Source organism: Curtobacterium sp. MCLR17_059, from assembly GCF_003234665.1.
GTDB classification, from domain to species: domain Bacteria; phylum Actinomycetota; class Actinomycetes; order Actinomycetales; family Microbacteriaceae; genus Curtobacterium; species Curtobacterium flaccumfaciens.
Genome location: NZ_QKSU01000007.1, coordinates 107,034 through 129,073, shown reverse-complemented (window position 1 = coordinate 129,073; position 22,040 = coordinate 107,034). Strand labels below are relative to the sequence as shown.

Annotated in this window: 21 protein-coding genes; 11 read left to right on the top strand and 10 right to left on the bottom strand. The window is 73.6% G+C overall.

Annotated elements, in window-relative coordinates:
- Nucleotides 1-41: 41 nt before the first annotated feature.
- The 4 genes from DEJ12_RS11445 to ybaK all read right to left on the bottom strand — a co-directional run bounded on the left by DEJ12_RS11445 (nt 42) and on the right by ybaK (nt 5,096).
- Entirely contained in the window at nt 42-584 is a 543-nt protein-coding gene (locus DEJ12_RS11445; protein ID WP_111030091.1) for an adenine phosphoribosyltransferase, read from the bottom strand.
- Nucleotides 585-836: 252 nt separating this feature from the next.
- Nucleotides 837-1,070, bottom strand: a complete 234-nt coding sequence (locus DEJ12_RS11440) for a hypothetical protein (RefSeq protein WP_146238520.1) — start codon at nt 1,068-1,070, stop codon at nt 837-839.
- Between the two features lie 837 nt (nt 1,071-1,907).
- Entirely contained in the window at nt 1,908-4,514 is a 2,607-nt protein-coding gene (locus tag DEJ12_RS11435; protein WP_111030090.1) for an ATP-dependent Clp protease ATP-binding subunit, read from the bottom strand.
- A 96-nt stretch (nt 4,515-4,610) separates the two neighbouring features.
- Nucleotides 4,611-5,096, bottom strand: coding sequence for a Cys-tRNA(Pro) deacylase (gene ybaK, locus DEJ12_RS11430; protein ID WP_111030089.1), 486 nt, complete (start codon nt 5,094-5,096; stop codon nt 4,611-4,613).
- A gap of 66 nt (nt 5,097-5,162) precedes the next feature.
- Here ybaK and DEJ12_RS11425 point away from each other — a divergent pair, with 66 nt between their 5' ends.
- Complete coding sequence (locus tag DEJ12_RS11425) at nt 5,163-5,456, top strand: hypothetical protein (RefSeq protein WP_111030088.1); 294 nt, start codon at nt 5,163-5,165, stop codon at nt 5,454-5,456.
- Nucleotides 5,457-5,517: 61 nt separating this feature from the next.
- The gene (locus DEJ12_RS11420) at nt 5,518-6,255 is read left to right on the top strand and encodes a membrane protein insertase YidC (RefSeq protein ID WP_111030087.1); all 738 of its coding nucleotides are present in this window, start codon (nt 5,518-5,520) and stop codon (nt 6,253-6,255) included.
- Here the strand turns inward: DEJ12_RS11420 and DEJ12_RS11415 are convergent.
- Nucleotides 6,252-6,467, bottom strand: a complete 216-nt coding sequence (locus tag DEJ12_RS11415) for a hypothetical protein (protein ID WP_027465592.1) — start codon at nt 6,465-6,467, stop codon at nt 6,252-6,254. The genes DEJ12_RS11420 and DEJ12_RS11415 overlap by 4 nt on opposite strands.
- A gap of 342 nt (nt 6,468-6,809) precedes the next feature.
- Between DEJ12_RS11415 and DEJ12_RS11410 the strand changes: the two genes are divergently transcribed.
- Together DEJ12_RS11410 and DEJ12_RS11405 are read left to right on the top strand one after the other, a co-directional pair.
- Entirely contained in the window at nt 6,810-7,460 is a 651-nt protein-coding gene (locus tag DEJ12_RS11410) for a hypothetical protein (RefSeq protein WP_146245592.1), read from the top strand.
- A 229-nt stretch (nt 7,461-7,689) separates the two neighbouring features.
- Nucleotides 7,690-9,051, top strand: coding sequence for an MFS transporter (locus DEJ12_RS11405; RefSeq protein ID WP_111030085.1), 1,362 nt, complete (start codon nt 7,690-7,692; stop codon nt 9,049-9,051).
- Between the two features lie 468 nt (nt 9,052-9,519).
- Here the strand turns inward: DEJ12_RS11405 and DEJ12_RS11400 are convergent, their stop codons facing one another.
- Nucleotides 9,520-11,613 (bottom strand): carboxypeptidase-like regulatory domain-containing protein, encoded by a 2,094-nt coding sequence (locus DEJ12_RS11400; protein WP_111030084.1) that lies wholly within the window; start codon nt 11,611-11,613, stop codon nt 9,520-9,522.
- Between the two features lie 208 nt (nt 11,614-11,821).
- On the bottom strand, nt 11,822-12,301 hold the full coding sequence (locus DEJ12_RS11395; RefSeq protein ID WP_111030083.1) for an NUDIX domain-containing protein: 480 nt from the start codon (nt 12,299-12,301) through the stop codon (nt 11,822-11,824).
- 176 nt (nt 12,302-12,477) lie between these two features.
- On the opposite strand from DEJ12_RS11395, the gene DEJ12_RS11390 reads away from it, so the two are divergent.
- Nucleotides 12,478-13,347: a universal stress protein gene (locus DEJ12_RS11390; RefSeq protein WP_111030082.1), complete on the top strand. Its 870-nt coding sequence runs from the start codon at nt 12,478-12,480 to the stop codon at nt 13,345-13,347.
- On the opposite strand, the gene DEJ12_RS11385 is transcribed toward DEJ12_RS11390, so the two are convergent.
- The 3 genes from DEJ12_RS11385 to DEJ12_RS11375 form a co-directional block, all read right to left on the bottom strand.
- A complete protein-coding gene (locus DEJ12_RS11385; protein WP_111223683.1) occupies nt 13,304-14,260 on the bottom strand; it encodes an SGNH/GDSL hydrolase family protein in 957 nt (318 codons plus the stop codon). The two genes, DEJ12_RS11390 and DEJ12_RS11385, sit on opposite strands and share 44 nt — an antisense overlap.
- 186 nt (nt 14,261-14,446) lie before the next feature.
- The gene (locus tag DEJ12_RS11380; RefSeq protein ID WP_027465587.1) at nt 14,447-14,803 is read right to left on the bottom strand and encodes a PRC-barrel domain-containing protein; all 357 of its coding nucleotides are present in this window, start codon (nt 14,801-14,803) and stop codon (nt 14,447-14,449) included.
- Nucleotides 14,804-14,853: 50 nt separating this feature from the next.
- Nucleotides 14,854-15,837, bottom strand: coding sequence for a glycosyltransferase family 9 protein (locus DEJ12_RS11375; protein WP_111030081.1), 984 nt, complete (start codon nt 15,835-15,837; stop codon nt 14,854-14,856).
- A 100-nt stretch (nt 15,838-15,937) separates the two neighbouring features.
- Here DEJ12_RS11375 and DEJ12_RS11370 point away from each other — a divergent pair, with 100 nt between their 5' ends.
- From DEJ12_RS11370 to DEJ12_RS11345, 6 genes are all read left to right on the top strand, one after another.
- Nucleotides 15,938-16,495, top strand: a complete 558-nt coding sequence (locus DEJ12_RS11370; protein WP_111030080.1) for an HAD-IIIA family hydrolase — start codon at nt 15,938-15,940, stop codon at nt 16,493-16,495.
- Nucleotides 16,492-17,571, top strand: a complete 1,080-nt coding sequence (locus DEJ12_RS11365) for a glycosyltransferase family 9 protein (protein WP_111030079.1) — start codon at nt 16,492-16,494, stop codon at nt 17,569-17,571. Before DEJ12_RS11370 ends, DEJ12_RS11365 begins: the two co-directional genes overlap by 4 nt.
- Before the next feature lie 87 nt (nt 17,572-17,658).
- A complete protein-coding gene (locus DEJ12_RS11360; protein ID WP_111030078.1) occupies nt 17,659-18,660 on the top strand; it encodes a glycosyltransferase in 1,002 nt (333 codons plus the stop codon).
- Nucleotides 18,657-19,985: a glycosyltransferase gene (locus tag DEJ12_RS11355; protein WP_111022893.1), complete on the top strand. Its 1,329-nt coding sequence runs from the start codon at nt 18,657-18,659 to the stop codon at nt 19,983-19,985. Before DEJ12_RS11360 ends, DEJ12_RS11355 begins: the two co-directional genes overlap by 4 nt.
- Nucleotides 19,982-20,605, top strand: a complete 624-nt coding sequence (locus DEJ12_RS11350) for an SIS domain-containing protein (protein ID WP_035808290.1) — start codon at nt 19,982-19,984, stop codon at nt 20,603-20,605. Before DEJ12_RS11355 ends, DEJ12_RS11350 begins: the two co-directional genes overlap by 4 nt.
- Nucleotides 20,602-22,035 (top strand): PfkB family carbohydrate kinase, encoded by a 1,434-nt coding sequence (locus DEJ12_RS11345; protein WP_258370578.1) that lies wholly within the window; start codon nt 20,602-20,604, stop codon nt 22,033-22,035. Before DEJ12_RS11350 ends, DEJ12_RS11345 begins: the two co-directional genes overlap by 4 nt.
- Nucleotides 22,036-22,040 lie beyond the last annotated feature (5 nt).

The following is a 22,040-nucleotide window of genomic DNA, read 5'->3' as shown; positions in this document are numbered from 1 at the left end:
GGAGAGAACGGATGCCGCCCCGACCGCGCGGTTGCCCGCGATCAGGCCGGGACGGCGCCGAGCGTCGCGACGGGCAGGCGCGGCTCGAGACGCTCGCGCCCGTTCAGGCCGTCGAGCTCGAGCAGGGCGGCGAACCCGATGGCCTGGTAGCCGGCGCGTTCGAGCAGCGTGATGGTCGCAGCGCCGGTCCCCCCGGTGGCCAGGACGTCGTCGACGACGAGCACCCGCGTGCCGACCGGCAGCTGGCCTGGGCGCAGTTCGAGCTCGGCCTCGCCGTACTCCAGCGCGTACTGCTCGCTGAGGACCTCGCCGGGGAGCTTCCCCGCCTTGCGCACGGTGAGCACGCCGACCTGGTGCTGGGCGGCGATGCCCCCGGCCAGTGCGAAGCCGCGGGCCTCGATGCCAGCGACGGCGTCGAACCCGGCTCCGACCGCGAACGGTGCCGCGAGTGCTTCGCACACGCGGCCGAACGCGACGGCGTCCGAGAACACCGGCGTCACGTCACGGAAGAGCACCCCCGGCTTCGGGAAGTCCGGCACGAGGGCGGTGAGGCGTTCGACGAGTGCAGCTGCGGTTTCGGTCACCCGCCAACGGTACGGGAGGCCCGGGGTGCGTCCGACACGACGGCGCACGGTGCGAGGGTGGTCGCCTCGTGCGGGGCCAACCGTTCGCGGCACGGTGCGGGTTCCGTCGGACGGTTCGCCGAAGGTGGCTCGGTGCGAGGTTGTTTCCTCGCACCGAGCCGTTCAGTCCGCACGGGCTTCGGAACGACGCACGGTGCGTGCGTGCTTGACGCCGACGACAGCGCCGGCGCCGCAGCGCCGCAGCGCCGCGCGTCAGCGCCACATCCGCATGGCGGCGCCCTGGGTGATCCAGTCGGCCTCGCGCTGTTGGCGTTCCCGCTCGAGGCGGGCCAGTGTGGCGAGGTCGACCTCGGGCCGCTCCTTGCGGGTGCGTCGGCTCCAGATGATGAGCGACATCCCGACCCGGAGTGCGATGCGGTCGGCGAGTGAGACCCGGCGGCGCACCGCGCGGGTATCGGGTGGACGGGTGGTGGTCTTCGTGGACACGGTGTTCCCCTTCAGGGCACGGCAGAGCTGCCCGGGTGTCGGGCAGGACGAATCCGCCCGGGTTGCGGGCAGCAGGAATTGAATGCGTGAGAATGCACTCCGGGATGGTCCGGAAATGTTCGGACAACGATCGCGGAATGCTCGTCGACACCGAGAGCGTCGCACTGTCCACCGACATTCTTCCGGCGTCGTCCGCGCAGATCGGACGGCACGCATCAACGTGCCGTCGAGCCGGTCAGCGGATGAACGAACCGGTGCTGCGCGAGCCTGATCGGCTCAGCGCACGGTGCCCGGAGGCACAGGTGTCAGGAGAGTGGGACGCCCCGGGTCAGCGGACGCGGAACGGGGTACCGACGCGTCCACGGATTCCACGGAACGGAGTGGTTGCGGAGATCATCATGGTCGGCCCCCTTTCGGTCTCGAGCTGGCGGAGTCGTCCGGGTCGAATGTTCGACCGTTCGCGACGAGTGAACACTATCGGCACTGCAATTCGGAGCGCAACCCCTTTTCCGGAAAACATCCGGAATTGCATTCCCGAACAGGCTGATCACGGTGCGAGGTTCGTGTTCTCGTGTCGACGAGCAGGCCCCGTGCCGAGTTCCCGTCGTGCACCGGAGCAGGGCCTCCCGGCTGCACCGTGCGTCGTCCGCGGACCGGTGGCAGCCTGCGCGCTCGGTGCGGGATCGCAGCCGTGCACCGTGCGGGCAACCTCGCACCGTGTGACGGAGCACGCACGGAGCGCGGCGGCGGCGCGCAGCGCAACACCGCGGCGGTCCGCGCACGCCGAAGGCCCGGTACCGAATCGGTACCGGGCCCTCGTGTGCGCGTGCGACCGGACTAGACCGCCGCGTGCTCCGCGACGCTCGCCGTCAGGGCATCGCCCTCGACGTCGATCCGCACGGTGTCACCCGCGGTGACCCCGCCCTCGACCACCAGGGTCGCGATGCGGTCGTCGACCTCCCGCTGGATGAGCCGACGGAGCGGGCGGGCGCCGTACTCCGGCTCGTACCCGTGCTCGGCGAGCCAGTCGACCGCCGCGTCGGACACCGACAGGAGCATGTCCTGTGCGACCAGCCGGAGCGCCGTGTCCTGCAGCAGCAGCGACACGATCGACGCGATCTGGGACCGGTCGAGCTTGCGGAACAGCACGATCTCGTCGATGCGGTTGATGAACTCGGGCCGCATCGCCTCGCGCAGCTTGCCCATGACGCGGGCCCGCAGGTCGTCTTCGGCGTAGCCGTCCGTCGCGCCGACCGGGGAGAACCCGAGCGCTCCCGAGCGGGAGGCCAGGAACTCCGAGCCGATGTTCGACGTCATGATGACGACCGTGTTCCGGAAGTCGACCGTCCGCCCCTGCCCGTCGGTGAGCCGGCCGTCGTCGAGGACCTGCAGCAGCAGGTTGAAGACGTCCGGGTGGGCCTTCTCGACCTCGTCGAGCAGGATCACCGAGTACGGGTTGCGGCGGACGCGCTCGGTGAGCTGGCCGGCCTCGTCGTAGCCGACGTACCCGGGAGGGGCACCGACCAGGCGGGACACGGTGTGGCGTTCGCCGAACTCGCTCATGTCGAAGCGGAGCATGGCGGACTCGTCACCGAACAGCGACGACGCCAGGGCCTTCGCGAGTTCGGTCTTGCCGACGCCCGTCGGGCCGAGGAACAGGAAGCTGCCCACCGGACGACGCGGGTCACCCATGCCGGTCCGGCTGCGCCGCACCGCCTTCGCGATCGCCCGCACGGCGTCGTCCTGGCCGACGACGCGGTCGTGCAGCTCGGACTCGAGCGCGGCGAGCCGCGTCTTGTCGGCCGAGCCGAGGCGGGTCACCGGGATCCCGGTGGCGCGGGACACCACGGCGGCGATGTCGGCCTCCGTGATCGACGTGTCCGCGGATTCCGGACGGGAGGCGCGGCTGGCGTCCGCCGACGAGGCGGCGGTGATCCGGGCCTCCAGTCCGACGATCTCGTCGCGCAGGTCGGACGCTTCCTCGTAGTGCTCCTCGGCGACCGCGCGGTCCTTGCGGTCCGTCAGGTCGGCGACCTGGGCACGCAGTGCCTCGACGTCGACGTCGCCCGACAGGGCGAGGCGACGGCGTGCACCGGCCTGGTCGATGAGGTCGATGGCCTTGTCCGGCAGGTGCCGGTCGGTCACGTAGCGGTGCGAGAGCTCGACGGCGGCGCGGAGTGCCTCGGGCGTGTAGGCGACGCCGTGGTGCTCCTCGTAGCGCGGGGCGAGGCCGGTCAGGATCGCGACGGCGTCCTCGACGTTCGGCTCCCCCACCGTGACGGGCTGGAACCGGCGCTCGAGCGCGGCGTCCTTCTCGATCCGGCGGTACTCGTTGAGTGTCGTCGCGCCGACCAGGTGCAGGTCGCCGCGGGCGAGCCGGGGCTTGAGGATGTTGCCGGCGTCCATCGAACCGCCCTCGCCGCCGCCACCGGCGCCGACCACGGTGTGGAGCTCGTCGACGAAGACGATGAGCTCGTCGGCGTGCGCCGCGATCTCGTCCATCGCCGTGGTGAGGCGCTCCTCGAAGTCGCCGCGGTAGCGGGTGCCGGAGAGCATGCCGGGCAGGTCGAGTGCGACGACCCGCTTGCCCTGCAGCAGGGCGGGGACGTCACCGTCGACGATGCGCTGGGCGAGGCCCTCGACGATCGCGGTCTTGCCGACGCCGGGCTCACCGATCAGCACCGGGTTGTTCTTGGTGCGGCGGAGCAGGATCTCGACGGTCTGCTCGATCTCGTCGGCGCGGCCGATCACCGGGTCGACGTGCCCGTCACGGGCGCGCTCGGTCAGGTCGGTGCCGAACTGGTCGAGCGTCGGGGTGTCGCTGTCGGTGGCCTGGTCGGTGCCGACGGCGTCGTTGGTTCCTGGCATGGGGCGCCCCTCTCGTGCTGCTGCCGCGGCCTGCTGGGCGTAGTCCTGCATGACCTGCGGGGTGATCCCGGCGCTGGCGAGCAGCTGGCCGGTCACGGTCTCCTGGTCCATCACGAGCGCGAAGAAGACGTGCTCGGGGTCGGTGTAGGTGCTGCCGAAGCCCCGCGCGGCCTGCGTCGCCTCGACGAGGATGCGCTGGGCGGTGCCGGTCAGTGCCGGGCGGCCGGGCTGCTCGGTGAGCGGCTCGTGCGCCATCGGCAGGCGCTGCTCGATCTCCTCGGCGAGTCGCTGGGGATCGACCCCGGCGGAACGCACGACGGCGTCGAACGGTTCGGTGCGGACGAGCACGTGCAGGATGTGCAGTGCGTCGATCTCGCGCTGCCCCTGCGCGACCGCGTACTCGGCGGTGTGCTGGAGCAGCTCGTGGGTCCGGCGGCTGAGCAGCCGGGTGATGTCGACCGGTCGACCGAACGCGCGGACGCGCTGCTGGTCACCGGTGCGCTGTGCCGCGAGCAGGCGGGCGAGGAACTCGTCGAACGAGTCGTTGCTACCGGTCGGGCCGAACGTCTCTGGCAAAGGGACCTCCTGGGGAACTTGAGTGCCTTCGACTCAATGCAACGCAGGAGGGCCCGGGTCATTCCCGGGTGCCGAAAAAACTTGCGGCGACTCGACTCAGGTCCGCGCGATGGGTGCGGCGACCGCCTCGGTGATCCGCGCGAGGTCGGTCGGCGCCACCTCGACGTCGAAGCCGCGACGTCCGCCGGACACGAAGATGCTCGCGTACGACAGCGCCGACTCGTCGAGCACGGTGCGGAGCCGGGTCTTCTGGCCGACCGGGCTGATGCCGCCGACCACGTAGCCCGTGCGCTTCTCGGCGAGGGCGGGATCGGCCAGCGTCGCCTTCTTGCCGCCGACCGCGGCGGCGATCGCCTTGAGGTCGAGCCGGTTCGCCACCGGCACGATCGCGACGGCGAGGGTGCCGTCGACGGAGACGACGAGGGTCTTGAAGACCTGCTCCTCGCGCAGCCCGAGGGCGGCGGCCGCCTCTTCTCCGAAGTTGGTGGCGCTCTCGTGGTGCTCGTACACGTGCGGCGTGTACGAGACCCCGGCCGCCTCGAGCGCGACGGTCGCTGGGGTGCTCGGCGAACCTGCGGTCATGCCGTGATCCTCCCCCGCCGCACCTTCCGGTCCTCGACGGCACGCGGGCGTTACGCTGAACGGACCATGACCGCCGTCCTGCTGTTGCTCCGCGCCACCGCCGCGCTGGTGATCGGCGACCCGGCCGCCGGGGTGCTGCCCCTGCTGGCCGTGGCGGCACTCGGGCTGACCGCGGTCGCCGTGACCGTCGTCGTCGCCCGGCTGCTCGTCGCGGTGCTGGCAGCCGTCCTCGGGGTCGGATCGGCGTCCGTGTCGGACCGGTCGGCGGTACCCGACCTGGTCACCCGGATCGGGTGGAGCCACCCCGACGCCGACGGCCACGTCCGCTCACGGGCACCGGGGGTCGCGACCCCGGCCTGACCACCGACCGGTGGCCGGGCCGCTCGCGCACCCCGCTGACCCACCACCGATCGGAACCGTCATGGACCTGTCCACCCTGCCCCTCATCGGCCCGCTGCTGCACGGCGGCGCGGACCTCGTCACCGCCCTCACCGCGGCGCTCTCCCCCGTCGCCGGCTCGTTCGCCGCGGCGATCGCCGTCGTGCTCCTCACCCTGGCCGTCCGCCTGGTGCTCGTCCCGCTGTCCGTGCTGCAGGTGCGGGCCGAGCGGGACCGCCGGCGCCTCGCACCACAGCTCGCGGCGCTGCGGAAGCGGTACGGCCGCGACACCCAGCGCCTGCAGCGGGCGATGCAGCAGCTGTACACCGACGAGAAGGTCTCGCCGCTGGCCGGCTGCCTGCCCGTCCTGGCGCAGGCACCCGTCGTGTCGCTCGTCTACGCCCTGTTCACGCACGCCTCGATCGGCGGCACCACGAACGCCCTGCTGGAGGCGACGCTCGTCGGGGTCCCACTCGGCCACTCGCTCGTCGTCACCCTGACGTCGCCGCTGTGGGTGCACGCCTGGGTGGTGCTGGTCCTGCTGGCGGTGCTCGCGGTCGTCGTCGAGCTCAGCCGCCGGTCGAACGCGCACTGGAACCCGGTGCCGGCACCGGAGCCGGGCGTCCCCGGCGCCGCCGCGACCGCCGCCGTGGGTCGGTACGTGCCGTTTGTCACGGTCGTGTTCGCGGCGATCGCACCGCTCGCCGCCGCGCTCTACGTCGTGACGAGTGCGGCCTGGACCTCCGGCGAACGCGCCGTGCTGCGACGGGTGGTCCGCTAGCCGCCCTGGCCTTCCTGCTGCGGTCCCTGGTCGACCGGGTCGTACTCGGTGCCGCGGCCCTGCTCCTCGTCGGCGGTCGGTACGTGACGTTCCGTGCCGGCGCCGCCGGGGCTGGTCGCGACGTAGTCGGCCTCGCCGGACTGGGTGTCGTGGCTCAGCGGCTCGAGGGTCTCGGCGTCGGCGTCGTGCTGCGGCATGGGGTCGGTGCTCATGCACCACGCCTACTCCCTCGTTCTGGGTGCGCGCGCACGGCTCGGCGGTGCCACGATGGACCTGTCCACGCGACCGGCAGAGCGGGAGTGCGCATGGCCCACGACGACGTGGCAGCGGAACGGGCACGGCTCGAGGCCGTCGCCTGGGGAGCAGGATCGAGCCCGGCGGACGCGGCGCGCGCCCGGATCGCACTGCAGGACCTGGAACGCGGACGACGACCCCGCGTGCGTGCGGTCGCGACGGCGCGGGATCTCCTGCCGGGAGGCCCGGGTCCGGTCCGGACGTCCGTCCCGTCCGTGACGCGGTCGGGTCCAGGGCCCGTGCCCGTTGACGCGGTGCCCGTGTCTTTCCCCGCCAGCGCGGCGGCGGTGCCTGCCGGCGCCGACGTGTCGGAGGTGACCGACGGCGGTGGGGGCGAGCACGTCGACGACGCGCGGGGCGACGGCGGGGACGAGCCGGGCCTCCAGGCAGTGCCGACCGAGCGATCGCGGTGGGGGCGGTGGCTGTGGACGGAGCGACCACGCGCCTGGATCGCGGGCGGCGCGGCTGCGGCGGTGGGCGTCGCGTTCGCCGCCGGGACGCTCGTCGGGACCGCGCAGCCCGACGTCGTCGCAGCGCCGAGTGTCACGCCGACGGCGGGGACGGTGACGCTCGAACAGCTGCTCGACGTCCCGCAGACGTACGCCGACCAGCTGCCGGGGCCGGTCGCCGCGCCGGTGAGTCTCCACACGACGCGACTGGTCTTCACGAACCGGGCGCTCGACGGCGGGACCGCCGAGACCCCCTGGAACGTCTGGGCCGGAATCGGGACCGACCGGTCGACGATCTGTCTCGTGGCGACGGCGGACCGCATCGAGTCGTCGACGGCGTGCTTCCCGCGGCAGGCGGCGCTGCACGGATCGGTGTCGATGTCGGCGCAGTCCAGGAGCGGCACGTTGACGATCGAGCTGCGCGGCGGCGGGGTCCAGGGCCGGGTGACGAACGAGTACTGAGCGGGCGATCAGTACCTGAGTGTTTCGTTGGAGCGCTCCGATGTATTTGCTGGATGCCCTCGCGAGAGTCGTTCCATCGTGCAACACTGGATGAGCGCACTCGTCGTGGAGTCGTACCCACATCATCCACATCCGCCAGCGAGCGCGCCCCGCAGACCCTCCCGGTCACCGCCGTCAGAACGATCGGCATCGTCGCGCGCTCCACCGTGCCTCGGAGGAGGTCAGCAGCGTGTCCACCAACACCACCACCTCGGCCGTGTCGACCCACACGCGGCCGATCACCGTCACCAGTCAGTCCATCGTCGGCATCGCCGTGCTCGGACTGGCCACGTTCTTCGCCATCACCACCGAGCTCATGCCCGTCGGGCTGCTCGGCACGATGAGCGCCGACCTCGGCGTGACCGAGGCCACCATGGGCATCGTCATCACCGTGTACGCCGCGGCCGTCGCGCTCCTCGCGCTGCCGCTCACCGCGTTCACCGCGAAGCTGCCCCGCAAGACCGTGCTCGTCGCCACGCTCGTCGGCTACACCGTGTCGAACCTGATGGTCGCGCTCGCGCCGTCGTTCGCCGTGGTCTGCGCCGGACGCGTCGTCGGCGGCATCGCGCACGCACTGTTCTTCTCGGTCGCCTCGGCGTACGCCACCCGGATCGTCCCGCCGCGGCTGGCGGGACGGGCGATCGCGTTCGTGTACTCGGGCAGCTCGCTCGGGTTCGTGCTCGGCGTGCCCGTCGCGACCTGGGTCGCGCAGCACATCGGCTGGCGCCAGGCCGTGTTCTCCGTCGGTGTCGCCGCAGCGGCACTCGCGGTCGTCGCCCTGCTGTTCCTGTCCGCCGTCCGCGGTGCCTCGTCGCCGCACATCGGGTCGCCGAAGGCCTGGGCGCGCACCGGACTGCTGTCCGTCGTGATCGCCGACATGCTCCTGTTCGGCGGGCACTACGTCGTCTACACCTACATCGGGCCGTACGCGATCGACGCCGGGCTCGACGCCGGCATGGTCAGCGGGGCGCTGCTCGTGCTCGGTGGCACCGGTGTCGTCGGGCTCTGGCTCGCCGGCATGTTCGTCGACCGTGCGCCCCGGCAGACGCTGATCGCCTCGGTCGCCGTGATGGTCGTGGCCTTCGCGACGATGCCGTTCGTGCACGGCTCCCTGATCGGGACGATGGTCGTCGCGGGCATCTGGATGGCCGCGAACGGCACGACCGGCACGCTCTTCATGGCCGCGGCGATCCGTGCCGGAGGCGTCTCCCCCGACATCGCCGGCGCGCTGGTCAACGGGGCGTCGAACATCGGCATCGCCGGTGGTGCGGCGTTCGGCGGGCAGGCCCTCGGGATCGTCGGGCTGCAGTACCTGCCGTTCGCCGGTGCCGCGGTGCTGGTCGGGGCGCTCGGGGTCGTCGTGCTGGCGCGCCGTGGGTTCCCGGTGCACTCGCACGCGCAGGAGCACCTGTCGACCTCGTCCATCGAAGCCATCACGTCGTCGCTCGCGGTCGTCACCACGTCCGTGCCGGTCGTCGGGCGGGCGATCCAGACGGTCACGGGGTCGATCGGTGTCGTCACCGGTTCGGTGCGGCGGCCGCGGACGCGGTAGGGGCGGTGCGGTGGCCGCGGGGGCTTGTCGCCGAGTGGTCACGACATGCCGTTGGCGTGGCGTCGGGGTCGCACGAACTGTCGTCTGACGGGCCGGCGGGCGACGGTTCGTGGCCCCTCGGCGGACGCGGGCGGCGCGTTGTGCGGCTGCCGCGGAGGCGGAAGGCCCGGCCTCGAGTGGTCACGACATGCCGTTGGCTGGGCGTCAGGGTCGCACGAACTGTCGCCTGACGCGTCGGCGGGCGACGGTAAGCGACCCCTCGGCGGACGCGGGCGGCGTGTTGCTCGACCGCGACGAAGGCCCGCGGCCGGCCGTCGAATGGTCACGACATGCCGTTGGTGGGGCGTCGGGGTCGCTCGAACTGTCGTCTGACGGGTCGGCGGGCGACGGTTCGTGACCCCTCGGCGGACGCGGGCGGCGTGTTGTGCGACCGCGACCGCGACCGCCACCACCGCGGCCGCAGCCCGGTCAGTCCTGCAGGTGGTCCGTGCGGCGGCGGTTGCGCACCGCGCGGTAGGTCAGCAGGGCCGCACCGAGCAGCACGAGCACCCCGGCGGCGATGAGACCCGGGCCGAGGTCCGCGCCCGTGTACGCCAGCGGTCCACCGTCCCCCGCGTCGCCCTGGCCCGAGACCGGCGCGGAGCCAGAGCCCGAGCCCGAGCCGGCAGCGGGGCCGGTCGGAGCCGCCGAAGGAGAGCCACTCGGCGACGGCGACGGCGACGGAGCTGGAGCCGGCGCCGGACCCGCCGCGGCCCGCACCACGAACGCCAGCGGCGTCGCGGCCCCGGACTCCGGGGTGACGACGGTCGCCGTCTCGGCCCCCTCGACGTCGACCGAGACGACGTACTCGGTCGTGGGCTCCAGGCCGGTCAGGTCGAACGCACCGTCGTCGTTCGTCACGACCGACACGGGTTCGCCGGACTGTGGGTCCGTCGGAGTCGCGACGACCTCGACGTCCGGAACCGGTTCGCCGTTCGTGTCGACGACGGTGCCCGGCTGGTCGGTCGTGACCTCGGCGGCGGGGGCGGCGGAGGCGAACGGCAGGTCGGACGCAGCACGCTCGCCGGCGACGGCTGTCACACCGGTGTTCGAGGTCGCCCCGGTCGCCCCCGGCTCCGGTCGTTCGGTCCGCACGGTGTACGTGCCCGCCGCGGTGGCGAAGACGTAGCGACCGTCGGCATCGGTCTCCGTCGATGCGACCACGGCGCCTGTGCCGTCGACGAGCTCGACCACTGCGCCGGCGGGCACGGGTGCACCGTCGAGCGAGACCACACCCGCGACCGTCGCGACGACGGCGGCCGGCACATCGATCTCGTCGGGGACCGCGGGTGCCGCGTCCACGTCGCCGGTGGTGATGGTCACGGGTGGCTCGTCGGCGACGGACACGTCGAGGTCGGTGTCCGCCGGCAGGTCGGAGCCGGTGTAGACGCCGTCGCTGTTCGTCGTGGTGTCGACGAGGACGTCCCCGGAGTCCGGGTCGGTGATGACGACCTCGAGGTTCGAGACCGGTCGGCCGTCCTCGTCGACCACGGTGCCGATGACCGACACGGTGTCCTCCGGCGACGTGAACGCGAAGTCGGCCTGCTGGTCCACGCCGCCCGGTGAGCCTGCCTGGGCGAGGGAGACCCTCGTGGGCTGGTCAGGACCCTCAGCTCCGTCCGGCGGGGTGATCTCGACGCGGTAGTTCGCGATGACCGGCAGCTGCGGGAACGCGTAGGTGCCGTCGGGGTTGGTCGTCGTCGTGTAGACGGTGCCGCGCGGAGCGGTGACACGGACGATCGCCCCGGGGATCGGCACTCCGTCGAGGGTCGCCGTGCCGGTGATCGCGGCGGTGCGGTTGGCGAACCAGGTCTGGTACACCGGGAACCCGCTGCGCTGCTGGTACGTGATCGTCAGGCTGGTGAGCGACACGGTCGGCGTGAACCAGGCCGTCGCACCGGCGGTGTCGACCGCGCCGGTGTTGCCCGTCAGGGTCCGGGTGGCCGGGTCCCAGGTGGGCCGGTCCTGCCCGGTCGTGCCGTCGGGGTCGGCGGTGCACGACGGCCCTCCGGCGACGGCGGCCGAGCACGAGTTGTAGGAGCTCACGTAGCCGAGCTGCTCCGCGGTCGCGGCGCCACCCCCGGAGACGGTGGCCGAGATGGTCGCCCGGTCGGCGTCGACGTCGCCGAGCACGAACGACCAGCTCTGGGCGCCCGGCGTCGGCTCGGCGAACGTGTAGGTGGTCGTCGAGGCGCCGGTCGTGGGCGAGTCTACGTTCGGCCGCTGGTTCATGTAGGTCTTGCCGCGGCTCGTCCCGTAGACCGCGCCCGACGGGGTCGACGCCGACTGCCAGGTCGATGCCCCGCTGACGACGGTCGACTGCCGGGAGTCCGACGTGAAGGTCGTCTCGGGGAACCCGGCGAGCGTCATCGTGCCGGTGTAGGCCCGGCTCGCTCCGCTGAGGGTGAAGGTCCCCCAGTTGCCGACCGGCTCCGCCGACGCACTCGTCGCGCCGCCGATCGCGAGTCCTGCTCCGAGTGCCAGGGCCGTCAGCCCAGCCGTGACCGCGCGCCAGCGCCGCATGTGTGCTCCCCTACTGTGGCACCGGAGAACCCGACACCCCCTCAGACTATCCAGCGGGCGCGGCTCGTGTCCGGTGTCCGACACAGCCGAGAAGGTCTCGCCGAGTGGTCACGACCTGCCGCGTGCCGGTCGCCGGGTGGCCGAGAAGTGTCGGATGGAGGGCCGCCGGACGACAGTTCGTGACCCCTCGACGAAAATGATCGGCGCGTCAGAAACCGCCAGCACCCCAACCCAGCGCCACCAGGGCGTCGAGCGCAGCGGCCTGCCCGGCCACCACCAGCTCCCGCGCCTCGTCGAGGCCGACCCACCGTGCGTCGTCCACCTCGGGCACCTCCACGAACCGCCCCGACCCGCGCGGTAGCTCGAGCCGCACGGTGTTGCTCCGCACGGTGTCGACCGAGAACCCCGACGCCCGTGCCGCGAACACCCGCACCCGCTTGCCCGACGCCTGCCGGAACTCCCCCAGGTCGGTCAGGTCGGCGGCGGTCACCGGGGCGGGCACGCCGATCTCCTCGGCGAACTCGCGCAGCGCGGTGCCGAGCGGCTCCTCGCCCGCCTCGACCAGCCCCTTCGGGATCGACCAGGCACGCGGCCGGTTCCGCCAGAACGGCCCGCCCATGTGCGCGAGGAAGACCTCGGGCCCGGACGGACCGGTCCGGTGCAGCAACAGTCCGGCGCTCACGACCACGCCCCGAGACTACGCAGACCCGGCCGGGAGGCCCGGATCACCACACACACGCCGCGCACCACCCGACGTGCCCGGTTCCACCGCCGGTTCCCCACGTCCGCGCCGGGAGTACCGTGTGGCGCACGGAGCGCCGTGTGACGCCCCCGGAGGACCTGCGATGGAGGAGGCCGATCGGGATGGACGAACGATGGACGACGGTGACGCTGGCCGCGGACGCCGCGATGCCGCACGACGAGGCGCTGCGGTGGATCGCCGCCCGCGCGGACAGCGGGATCGAGCGGATCCGGATCATCGGTGCCGACCCGGCGATCGAGGGCCCCGGACCGGTCGCCGACCGCCTGGCCGAGGCCGCGCGCGCCGCTCTGCCCGGAGTGACCGTCGAGGTGCACCGGCACGCGGGGCCGTTCGCCACCGCCCTGGTCGAGGAGTCCGACGGCGGTGACCTCCTGGTGATCGGGACCTTCCGGAGCCGACGGGGTTCGACAGCCGGCGGCGACCCGGCGCGTGTCGCGGTCCGCGCGGCGGTGCCGACCGTGATCGTCCCCGAGGGACCGCACCCGATCGACGGCGACGTGGTGCTGGCCGTCGAGGAACCGATCGACGAACGGGCCGTCTCGATCGCCGTGGCCGAGGCCGTCCGGCTGCACCGGCGACTGACGCTGCTCCGGGCGTGGGAGATGCCCGTGCTGACCCGGACCGGGCTCACCGACTTCGCCGAGGACCCCCTGCGGTGGCGAGCCCGGAACGCCGAACTGCTGCAGCGGGTCACCGAGGACCTGACCGCGCGGTTCCCGGCGGTGCGGATCCGGCCGCTGCTCGTCGAGGGACACCCGGGGCACGCCATCGCGTCGCGCACCCGTCGGGCGTCGCTCGTGGTGCTCGGACGGGGGCACGTGCGGGTGCTGTCCGGCGCACTGCTCCACGACGTCGTCCGTGAGACGGCGGCTCCGGTGTGCGTCGTCCCTCCGGCGGCCCACACGGACAGCGCGGGGTCCGGACGGGTCAGCCGGCGAGTTCCCGGATCGCGTCGGCCATCTGGTCGGTGAGGTACGCGACACCGCGGCCGTTCGGGTGCAGGGCGCCGGCCTTGAGGTCGATGCGTCGCAGGTCGCTCGAGCCGGTCAGGCTGACGCCGGCGACGTAGCGCTCGTCCGCTGGGGCGCAGGCCGAGTGGGCCTCGGTGCGTTCGAGGACGTCGACGAACCGCACCCCGGCGGCATCGGCGGCGGACGCGGACACCGCGTCGAGCTCCTCCTGCACGCCGTGCAGGTACGCCACGTCGTCGTCGGTGAACGGGAAGGTGTCCGAGGGGAACGACCCCGCGAGCGTGCCGAGGTCGAGCGCCGAGCGGAAGCAGCCCTTCGCCGGGGTGTGCTCGGCGTCCGGGAAGATCGCAGGGTACCCGAGGAACACGACGACGGCGTTCGGCGCGGCCCGTTGCACCGCTGCGAGGGTGTCGGCGATCCCGAGCGCGACCCGCGACTGGATCTTCACGCTGAGCTGGTCCTCACCGTCCTGCACGAGCGTGCTCTCGCACGACGGCGCGTCGCGTCCGGAGAACACCGGGCCGTCGGCCGAGATCGCCAGGCACGACGCGGCGGTGCCGAACAGGTCCGCGTCGTTGCCGCCGATCGTCAGGGTCACGAGCCGGGTGCGCGACGACAGCGACTCGATCTGGGGTGGGACGCCCGTGAACTGGTGTCCGGTCGTGACGTCCTCGCTGGTGGCGCCCGCGCACGTGACGTCGGTCAGGTCGAGGCCGAACCGCGCCGCGAGCCGGTGCGGGTAGTCACGGGCCGACTGCACGCACGCGCTCGTGGGCAGCCGGGTCCGGTCGCCGAGGCCGTAGCCGGCGGAGTACGAGTCACCGAGGGCGACGTACTCGCTGCCGGGCGGGAGGTCGGCGAGCGATTCGGTGGGGTCGTCCGGCACCGGGTAGGGCTGCGGGACGGGCCACATCGGCGCGGCCGACGCGGGTTCCACCGGCCCCGGTGCCGCGACCCCGGCCACCACCAGCCCGACGACGGCGACCGCCGCCAGGGCGGCGAGCAGCGTCGTACGGGCGGTGCGGAGCAGTTGCGGCCTCCGGGCGGGTGCGGCGGATCGGTCGGTCGGGTGGGGTCGGTCGGGTGGGGCGGGACGGGCTCAGCGGCGTCCGAGTCGGCGTTCGCCACCGCTGCCGGTGCGGTACTCCAGCCCGTAGTGCTGGAACAGCTCGGGCTCGGTTGCGGCGTCGAGTTCGCCATCGGTCGAGATCGACGGGGCGTCCTTGACGAGCTTCTTCGGGAACGTCACACGCAGGTGCTTCGGGGCGACGGTGGCGCCGAACAGCGGGACGAAGACGAGCTTCTGGAACCCGACCATGCCGGTGGTCAGGGCACCGAACGCCGGCTCGGACGTGGCGGTGTCGTAGTAGATGCTCTCGAGCGTGCCGACCTTGTCGTCGGCCTCGTCGACGACCGGCAGACCGATCCAGTCACGGATGTTCGCGGCTTCGAACACGAAGGACTCCCTCCGAGCGTCCGGCAGGTCCGGGTGGCTCTCGGTCGACGCTACCGCCCGGCCGCCTGAGCGGTCACCCGGAGCCGGTCCACCGCGCCGAGCACGTCGTCCGCGGTCACGGCCAGGATCGCCGGGTCCGGGTCCTCGGCGAAGACGTCGCCGCGACGGACCGAGGCGTCGGTGAGCACGATGTGCGGACCGGTCGACGGCGGGCCCCACGCCTCGGGCGGGGCCGGGCCGAACAGCACGACCGACGGCACCCCGTACGCGGACGCCAGGTGCGCAGCGCCGGTGTCGACCGTGACGACGAGCCGCGCCGCGGCGATCACCGCGGCGAAGGCCTGCAGGTCCAGGGTGCCGGCCAGGACCGCCTCCGGCGCCAGGCCGGCCGCGTCGGCGACGGCGCGGGCGCGCACGACGTCGTCCGAGCCTCCTGTCAGGACCACGTCGGCACCGCGCGCCCGGAGCCCGCGCACCACGTCGGCGAAGCGGTCCGTCGGCCAGTGCCGCGCACCGTGGAAGGCACCCACGTGCACGACGGCCGCGTCGGCGACCACCGGCGGCTCGGCGGGGCGGTCGATGTGCACCTCGGTGGCGTCCGCCTGGATGCCGTGCCACGTGAGCAGGTCCGCCCAGCGGTCGCGCTCGTGCACGTCGTCCGGCCACTCCGGGCCCTGGTAGTCGTGGGTCGGGTCGGTGTGCCCGATGACCCGGCGCGGGGCGAGCGCGGCGACGAGGTCCGAGGACTCCGGGCCGGCGCCGTGCAGGTTGACGGCGATGTCGACGGCACCGTGCGGCACCGCGATCGGGTGGTCGAGACCGTGCTGGGCCAGGTGGACGTCCACCGCCGGTACGAGTTCGACGACCGGCGCCAGCCACGCCGTGGTGGCCAGGGTGATGCGGTGGTCGGGGAACGCGCGGCGGAGCGCGTGCAGTGCGGGGACGGCGACGAGCAGGTCGCCGAGCTTGATGGCACGGAGGACGAGCAGTTCCGGGCGTCCGTCGGGGTCGGGCAGGTTCTCGAGGGCGGTCACCGCCGCGACGGTAGACCCGACACGCTGACGGTCCTGCCGGGACCGCGCTCCGCGGCTCTTCCTGGGGCGGTCCCCGGCCGTGGACCGGTAGTCACGGAGCATGGCCCTCGCACCGGACCGCGTCATCCGCGGCCTGCTCCTCGACCGCGACGACACCCTCGTGGTGGACGTCCCGTACAACGCCGACCCGCACCTGGTCGTCCCCGTCCCCGGTGCCCGCCGCGCCGTCGACCGGGCGCGTGCCGCCGGGTTGCAGCTCGGCGTCGTCACGAACCAGTCGGTGATCGCGAAGGGCATGGCCACGCGCGAACAGGTCGACGCCACCAACGCCCGGGTCGACGAGCTCGTCGGCCCGTTCGACGTGTGGTGCGTCTGCCCGCACGACGCCGGCGACGACTGCGCCTGCCGGAAGCCCCGGCCCGGGATGGTCCTCGACGCCGCCGAGCGGCTCGGCCTCCCGCCGGAGTCGATCGTCGTCGTCGGTGACATCGGCGCCGACGTCCAGGCCGCCCGGAACGCCGGCGCGCAGGGGATCCTCGTGCCCACCCCGCGCACCCGCGCTCAGGAGATCGACGAGGCCGACACCGTCGCCGCGGACCTGGACGAGGCCGTCACCCTGGTGCTCGAGCACGTCGGCAGCGTGGCGGACCGGGCGTGAACGCCGGTCGGCGCGTCCTCGTCGCCCGACTCGACTCCTTCGGCGACGTCCTGGTCGCCGGCCCCGCGGTGCGCGCGGTCGCCGCCGGTGCCGCGCACGTGACGATGCTGTGCGGACCGCAGGGGGCGCCGGCCGCCGACCTGCTGCCCGGCATCGACCGGGTGCGGGTGTGGGCGGCACCGTGGGTCACCGAGACCGCACGCCCGATCGACGACGCCCTGCTCGCCGAGTTCCGCGCGCTGGTCGCCGAGGAACAGCCCGACGAGGCCGTCGTCCTGACGTCCTTCCACCAGTCGCCCCTGCCCCTCGCCCTGCTCCTGCGCCTGGCCGGGGTCCCCCGGCTCTCCGGGGCCTCGGTCGACCACCCCGGGTCGCTGCTCGACGTGCGGCTGCGCCCCGGCGAGGACCTGCCCGAGGACCTCCCCGAGCCCGAGCGCGCGCTGCGGATCGCCGAGGCGGCCGGGTTCCGGCTGCCGCCGGACGACGACGGGAGGCTCGCGGTGCGCCACGACGCCGTCCTGCCCCCGCCCGTGGCCGGTCTCGACCGCTACGTGGTCGTCCACCCCGGAGCCAGCGTCCCGGCACGGTCGTGGCCGGAGTCCCACCACCGTGCGCTCGTCGCCGCCTACGCCGAGCGCGGCGTCCCCGTCGTCGTCACCGGCTCCCCCGGCGAACGCGCGCTGACCGCCGCCGTGGCGGGCGACACCGGCATCGACCTCGGCGGCCGCACCAGCCCCGCCGAACTCGCGGCCGTCCTCGCCGGAGCCGAGATCGTCGTCGTCGGGAACACCGGTCCGGCCCACCTCGCCGCGGCCGTCGGGGCGCCCATCGTGAGCCTGTTCTCGCCGGTCGTCCCCGCCGTGAAGTGGGCGCCGTACGCCCCGCTCGTCGAACTGCTCGGCGACCAGGCCGCACCGTGCCGGCTCAGCCGCGCTCGCGAGTGCCCGGTCCCCGGCCACCCGTGCCTGTCCGGAGTGCGCATCGCGGACGTCCTGGAGGCCCACGAGCGGCTCCTCGACCGCGTTTCGCGGACTGATCGGAGAAGTCTGCGGGGCGGCCCAGAAGGCGCTGCGTAGCGTGCGCCACTGCTTCTCCTGCTCCTTCTCCTGTTGCTCCGGCAGCGGCGGGGAGCGAGCCCATCGACACCGACCGGAAGGCCCTGCATGCGGATCCTCGTGTGGCACGTGCACGGCGGCTGGATGGACGCCTTCGTCCGCGGCCCCCACGAGTACCTCATCCCGACCACCCCGGCGCGCGACGCCTGGGGACTCGGCCGCGGCGGCCGCGCCTGGCCGGACTCCGCGATCGAGATCGACCCGGCCGACATCGCCGAGGCCGAGGTCGACGTGGTCGTCCTGCAGCGCACCGAGGAGCTCGAGGAAGCCCGTCGTCTGCTCGGTGGCCGCGACGTGCCGATCGTCTTCGTGGAGCACAACGCCCCCCGGGTCGACGTGCCGAACAGCCTGCACCCGATGCGCGACCGCGAGGACCTGACGATCGCGCACGTGACGCACTGGAACGCCCTGATGTGGGACTGCGGCACCACCCGGACCACCGTCGTCGAGCACGGCGTCGTCGACCCCGGCCCGCTGTACACCGGTGCGCTCGAACGCCTCGGCGTCGTCATCAACGAACCCGTCCGGCGCAACCGTGTCGTCGGCACCGACCTGCTCCCCCGCTTCGCCGAGGTCGCCCCGGTCGACGTCTGGGGCATCGGCACCGAACGACTGCCGGAGCTCGGCTTCGGCGACCGCGTGGTCGCGCAGGGCGATGTCCAGGCCGACCCCATGCACGCGGCGCTGGCCGAACGGCGGGCCTACGTGCACCCGAACCGCTGGACCTCGCTCGGGCTGTCGCTCATCGAGTCGATGCACATGGCCATGCCGGTCCTGGTGCTCGCGACGACGGACGCGGCCCGCACGGTCCCGGGTGAGGCCGGGGCGATCGCGACCGACGTCGAGGAGCTGGTGCGGGCCTCCAGGCTGCTGCTGGAGGACCCGGACGAGGCGCGCCGACGGGGGCTCGTGGCGCGTGAGGCCGTGCTCGCACGGCACGCGCTCGGTCGGTTCCTGGCCGACTGGGACGACCTGCTCGACGACGCCGTCGCGCGCGGTGCGCGACGGAACCGTGCGGCGGGAGCCGCGCTCGAAGGGAGCCTGCGATGAAGATCGCCATGGTGTCCGAGCACGCGAGTCCGCTCGCCGTGCTCGGCGGGGTCGACGCCGGTGGGCAGAACGTCCACGTCGCCGAACTGTCCGGTGCACTGGCCGACCGCGGCCACCACGTGACCGTCTACACGCGACGCGACGACGCGTCGCAGCCCGTCCGCGTGCCCCTGCGCCCCGGTGTGGACGTCGTGCACGTCGACGCCGGTCCCGCGCGTGCCGTGCCGAAGGACGAACTGTTCCCGTTCATGGGGACGTTCGCGTCGGTGCTCGCCGCCGAGTGGTTCCTCGACCGTCCCGACGTGGTGCACGCGCACTTCTGGATGTCGGGCCACGCCGCCCTCGACGCGGTGACGCAGGTGCAGGCCCGGACCGGTGGGGTGCGGATCCCGGTGGTGCAGACCTTCCACGCCCTGGGTGTCGTGAAGCGCCGGCACCAGGGTGCCGCGGACACCAGCCCGGCCGAGCGCGAGTGGGTCGAACCCGCCGTCGGCCGGAGCGTCGACCAGGTCGTCGCGACCTGCTCGGACGAGGCGTTCGAGCTCAAGGCCCTCGGTGTCCCGCTGCACCGCATCTCGGTGGTGCCGTGCGGCGTCGACGTGTCGCTCTTCCGTCCGGACGGCCCCGTCGAGCAGCGCGACCGTCCGCTCCGGGTGCTCACCGCCTCACGACTCGTGCAGCGGAAGGGCGTCGGGACGACGATCGCCGCACTCGCCGCGCTCGTCGAACAGGGCCGTGACGTCGAACTCGTCGTCGTGGGCGGTGCCGGTGTCGCCGGTGCCGACCTGGTGGACGACCCCGAGTACCAGCGCCTCGACGCACTCGCCCGGTCGCTCGGCGTGCGCGACCACGTGACGTTCCGCGGGCAGCTCGGGCAGCACGACATGCCCGCCGTCTACCGCAGCGCCGACGTCGTCGTCTGCGCCCCCTGGTACGAGCCGTTCGGCATCGTGCCGCTCGAGGCGATGGCCTGCGGCCGCCCGGTGGTCGCGTCGAGCGTCGGCGGGCTCATCGACACCGTCGTCGAGGACGCCACCGGCCTGCACGTGCCGCCGCGCGACGAGACCGCGGTCGCCGAGGCCGTCGGCGCACTGCTCGACGACCCGGAGCGCCGCGAGGCGTACGGCCGAGCCGGTCGACAGCGCGCCGAGTCCCGCTACACGTGGCAGAAGGTCGCGGCCGACAGCGAGCGCGTCTACGAGCGCCTGCTCGCCGGCACGACCTCGTCCGCCAGCACCACCGGGCCCGCCGCCGGCCGCTCGCGCACCACCCACGCCGGCCGGGTCACCCGCGCCGCGCAGTCGACGGAGAGGACCGCACGATGACCATCGACCAGCAGACCGGGCTCGAGGACCGCGCCGTCACCGACAGCGCCCGCGTCGTCGTCGACCACGTCGCGGCGTCGGTCCCCGTGATCGCCTCCCTCGTCGACCACCGGGACCACATCGCCGAGTGGGCGGACGACATCGCCGGGCGGCTCGTCGCCGGGCGTCGGCTGCTCGCCGCGGGCAACGGCGGCTCGGCTGCCGAGGCGCAGCACCTGACGTCCGAGCTCACCGGCCGCTTCGAGGGCGACCGGCCCGCGTACTCGGCCATCTCGCTGCACGCCGAGACCTCTGCCGTGACCGCCATCGGGAACGACTACGGCTACGACCAGGTGTTCGCGCGGCAGGTGTCGGCGCACGCCCGTGCCGGTGACGTCCTCGTGCTGCTGTCGACGAGCGGCAAGAGCCCGAACCTGCTGCGGGCCGCCGAGGCCGCACGTGCCGTAGGTGCCCGCTCCCTCGCGCTGACCGGCTCCGGACCGAACCCGCTCGCCGACCTGGTCGACGACGCGATCTGCATCGAGGGGCCGTCCGCCAACGTGCAGGAGGCGCAGCTCGTCCTGGTGCACGCGCTCTGCAAGGCCATGGAGCCGACGCTGCGTCGCGGGGGCCGTCGATGAGCGGGCTCGCTGCCGCCGCACCGCGTTCCGGTGCCGCCGGTGGCCGTGCCGCCGGACCGCGCTTCCGCATCGCCGTCGTCGGGGACACCCTGCTCGACGTCGACGTGTCCGGCACGAGCGAGCGTCTGAGCCCCGACGCCCCCGTCCCCGTGGTGGACGTCGCCACCGACGACCGCCGTGCCGGTGGCGCCGGACTCGTCGCGACCATGCTCGCCCGCGACGGCCACGACGTCACCCTGGTCACCGTCCTGAGCGACGACGGCCGTGCCCAGGAGATCCGCGACCTGCTCCCCGACGTCACGATCATCGCCGGACCCTCCGGCGTCCCCACCCCCGTGAAGACCCGCGTGCGCGTCGTCGACCACGCCCTCGTCCGGATCGACGAAGGCTGCGCGACCCCGCCCGTGCCCGGTGCCACCGACGCGATGACCGCCGCCCTCGACGGCGTCGACGCGATCGTCGTCGCCGACTACGGCCGCGGGGTCGCCGCTGCCCCGGCACTCCGTGACGCCCTCACCCGTGCGGCCGAGCACCTGCCGGTGGTCTGGGACCCGCACCCCAAGGGTGCCGCCCCCGTCCCCGGCACCACCGTCGCCACCCCGAACGCTGCCGAGGCGCGACGCTTCACCGACGTCGAGGGACATGGTGTGCCCTTCGCGACCGTCGCCGCCGCCCGGCTCGTCGAACAGTGGCAGGCCGGCGCCGTCGCCGTGACGATGGGTGACCGCGGCGCGCTGCTCGCCGACGCCCAGGGCGACAGCCGCTTCGTGCCGGCTCCGTCCGTCAGCGCCGGGGACCCCTGCGGTGCCGGCGACCGGCTCGCCGCGGGCGTCGCCGTCGCGCTGGCGTCCGGGGCGGACGTCCCCGACGCCGTCTCCGCCGGCGTGGTCGCCGCGTCCGAGTACCTGGCCGCCGGCGGCGTCACCGCGCTCTTCGCCGACGACGGCCCCGCGCCGCTCGCCGTGCCCGGGGCAGACCGGGACGCCATGCGCCTGGTGCACGACGTCCGGAGCGCCGGCGGCACCGTCGTCGCGACCGGCGGCTGCTTCGACCTGCTGCACGCCGGGCACGCCCGCACCCTGTCGGCCGCCCGTGCACTCGGCGACTGCCTGGTCGTCTGCCTGAACTCGGACTCGTCGGTGCGTGCTCTGAAGGGCCCCGACCGGCCGATCATGACCCAGGACGACCGGGTCGAGCTGCTCCTGGCACTCGACTGCGTCGACGCCGTCGTGGTGTTCGACGAGTCCACCCCCGACGAGGCCCTGCGCCGCTTCCGACCGGACGTCTGGGCGAAGGGCGGCGACTACACCGCGAGCGAACTGCCCGAGACGGCGACCCTCGCCGAGTGGGGTGGCCGCGTCGTCACCGTGCCGTTCCACCCGGGCCGGTCGACCACCCGGCTCGCCGCCGCGATCGAACGCGTCGGCTGAGCGTC

Coding starts and splice junctions, on each gene's coding strand:
- DEJ12_RS11355 (WP_111022893.1), top strand. CDS start 18,657: ATGAAGATCGCCATGGTGTCCGAGCACGCGAGTCCGCTCGCCGTGCTC.
- DEJ12_RS11350 (WP_035808290.1), top strand. CDS start 19,982: ATGACCATCGACCAGCAGACCGGGCTCGAGGACCGCGCCGTCACCGAC.
- DEJ12_RS11345 (WP_258370578.1), top strand. CDS start 20,602: ATGAGCGGGCTCGCTGCCGCCGCACCGCGTTCCGGTGCCGCCGGTGGC.
- DEJ12_RS11415 (WP_027465592.1), bottom strand. CDS start 6,467: ATGAGCACCGACCCCATGCCGCAGCACGACGCCGACGCCGAGACCCTC.
- DEJ12_RS11390 (WP_111030082.1), top strand. CDS start 12,478: ATGGACGAACGATGGACGACGGTGACGCTGGCCGCGGACGCCGCGATG.
- DEJ12_RS11360 (WP_111030078.1), top strand. CDS start 17,659: ATGCGGATCCTCGTGTGGCACGTGCACGGCGGCTGGATGGACGCCTTC.
- DEJ12_RS11400 (WP_111030084.1), bottom strand. CDS start 11,613: ATGCGGCGCTGGCGCGCGGTCACGGCTGGGCTGACGGCCCTGGCACTC.
- DEJ12_RS11425 (WP_111030088.1), top strand. CDS start 5,163: ATGACCGCCGTCCTGCTGTTGCTCCGCGCCACCGCCGCGCTGGTGATC.
- ybaK (WP_111030089.1), bottom strand. CDS start 5,096: ATGACCGCAGGTTCGCCGAGCACCCCAGCGACCGTCGCGCTCGAGGCG.
- DEJ12_RS11370 (WP_111030080.1), top strand. CDS start 15,938: ATGGCCCTCGCACCGGACCGCGTCATCCGCGGCCTGCTCCTCGACCGC.
- DEJ12_RS11420 (WP_111030087.1), top strand. CDS start 5,518: ATGGACCTGTCCACCCTGCCCCTCATCGGCCCGCTGCTGCACGGCGGC.
- DEJ12_RS11385 (WP_111223683.1), bottom strand. CDS start 14,260: ATGTGGCCCGTCCCGCAGCCCTACCCGGTGCCGGACGACCCCACCGAA.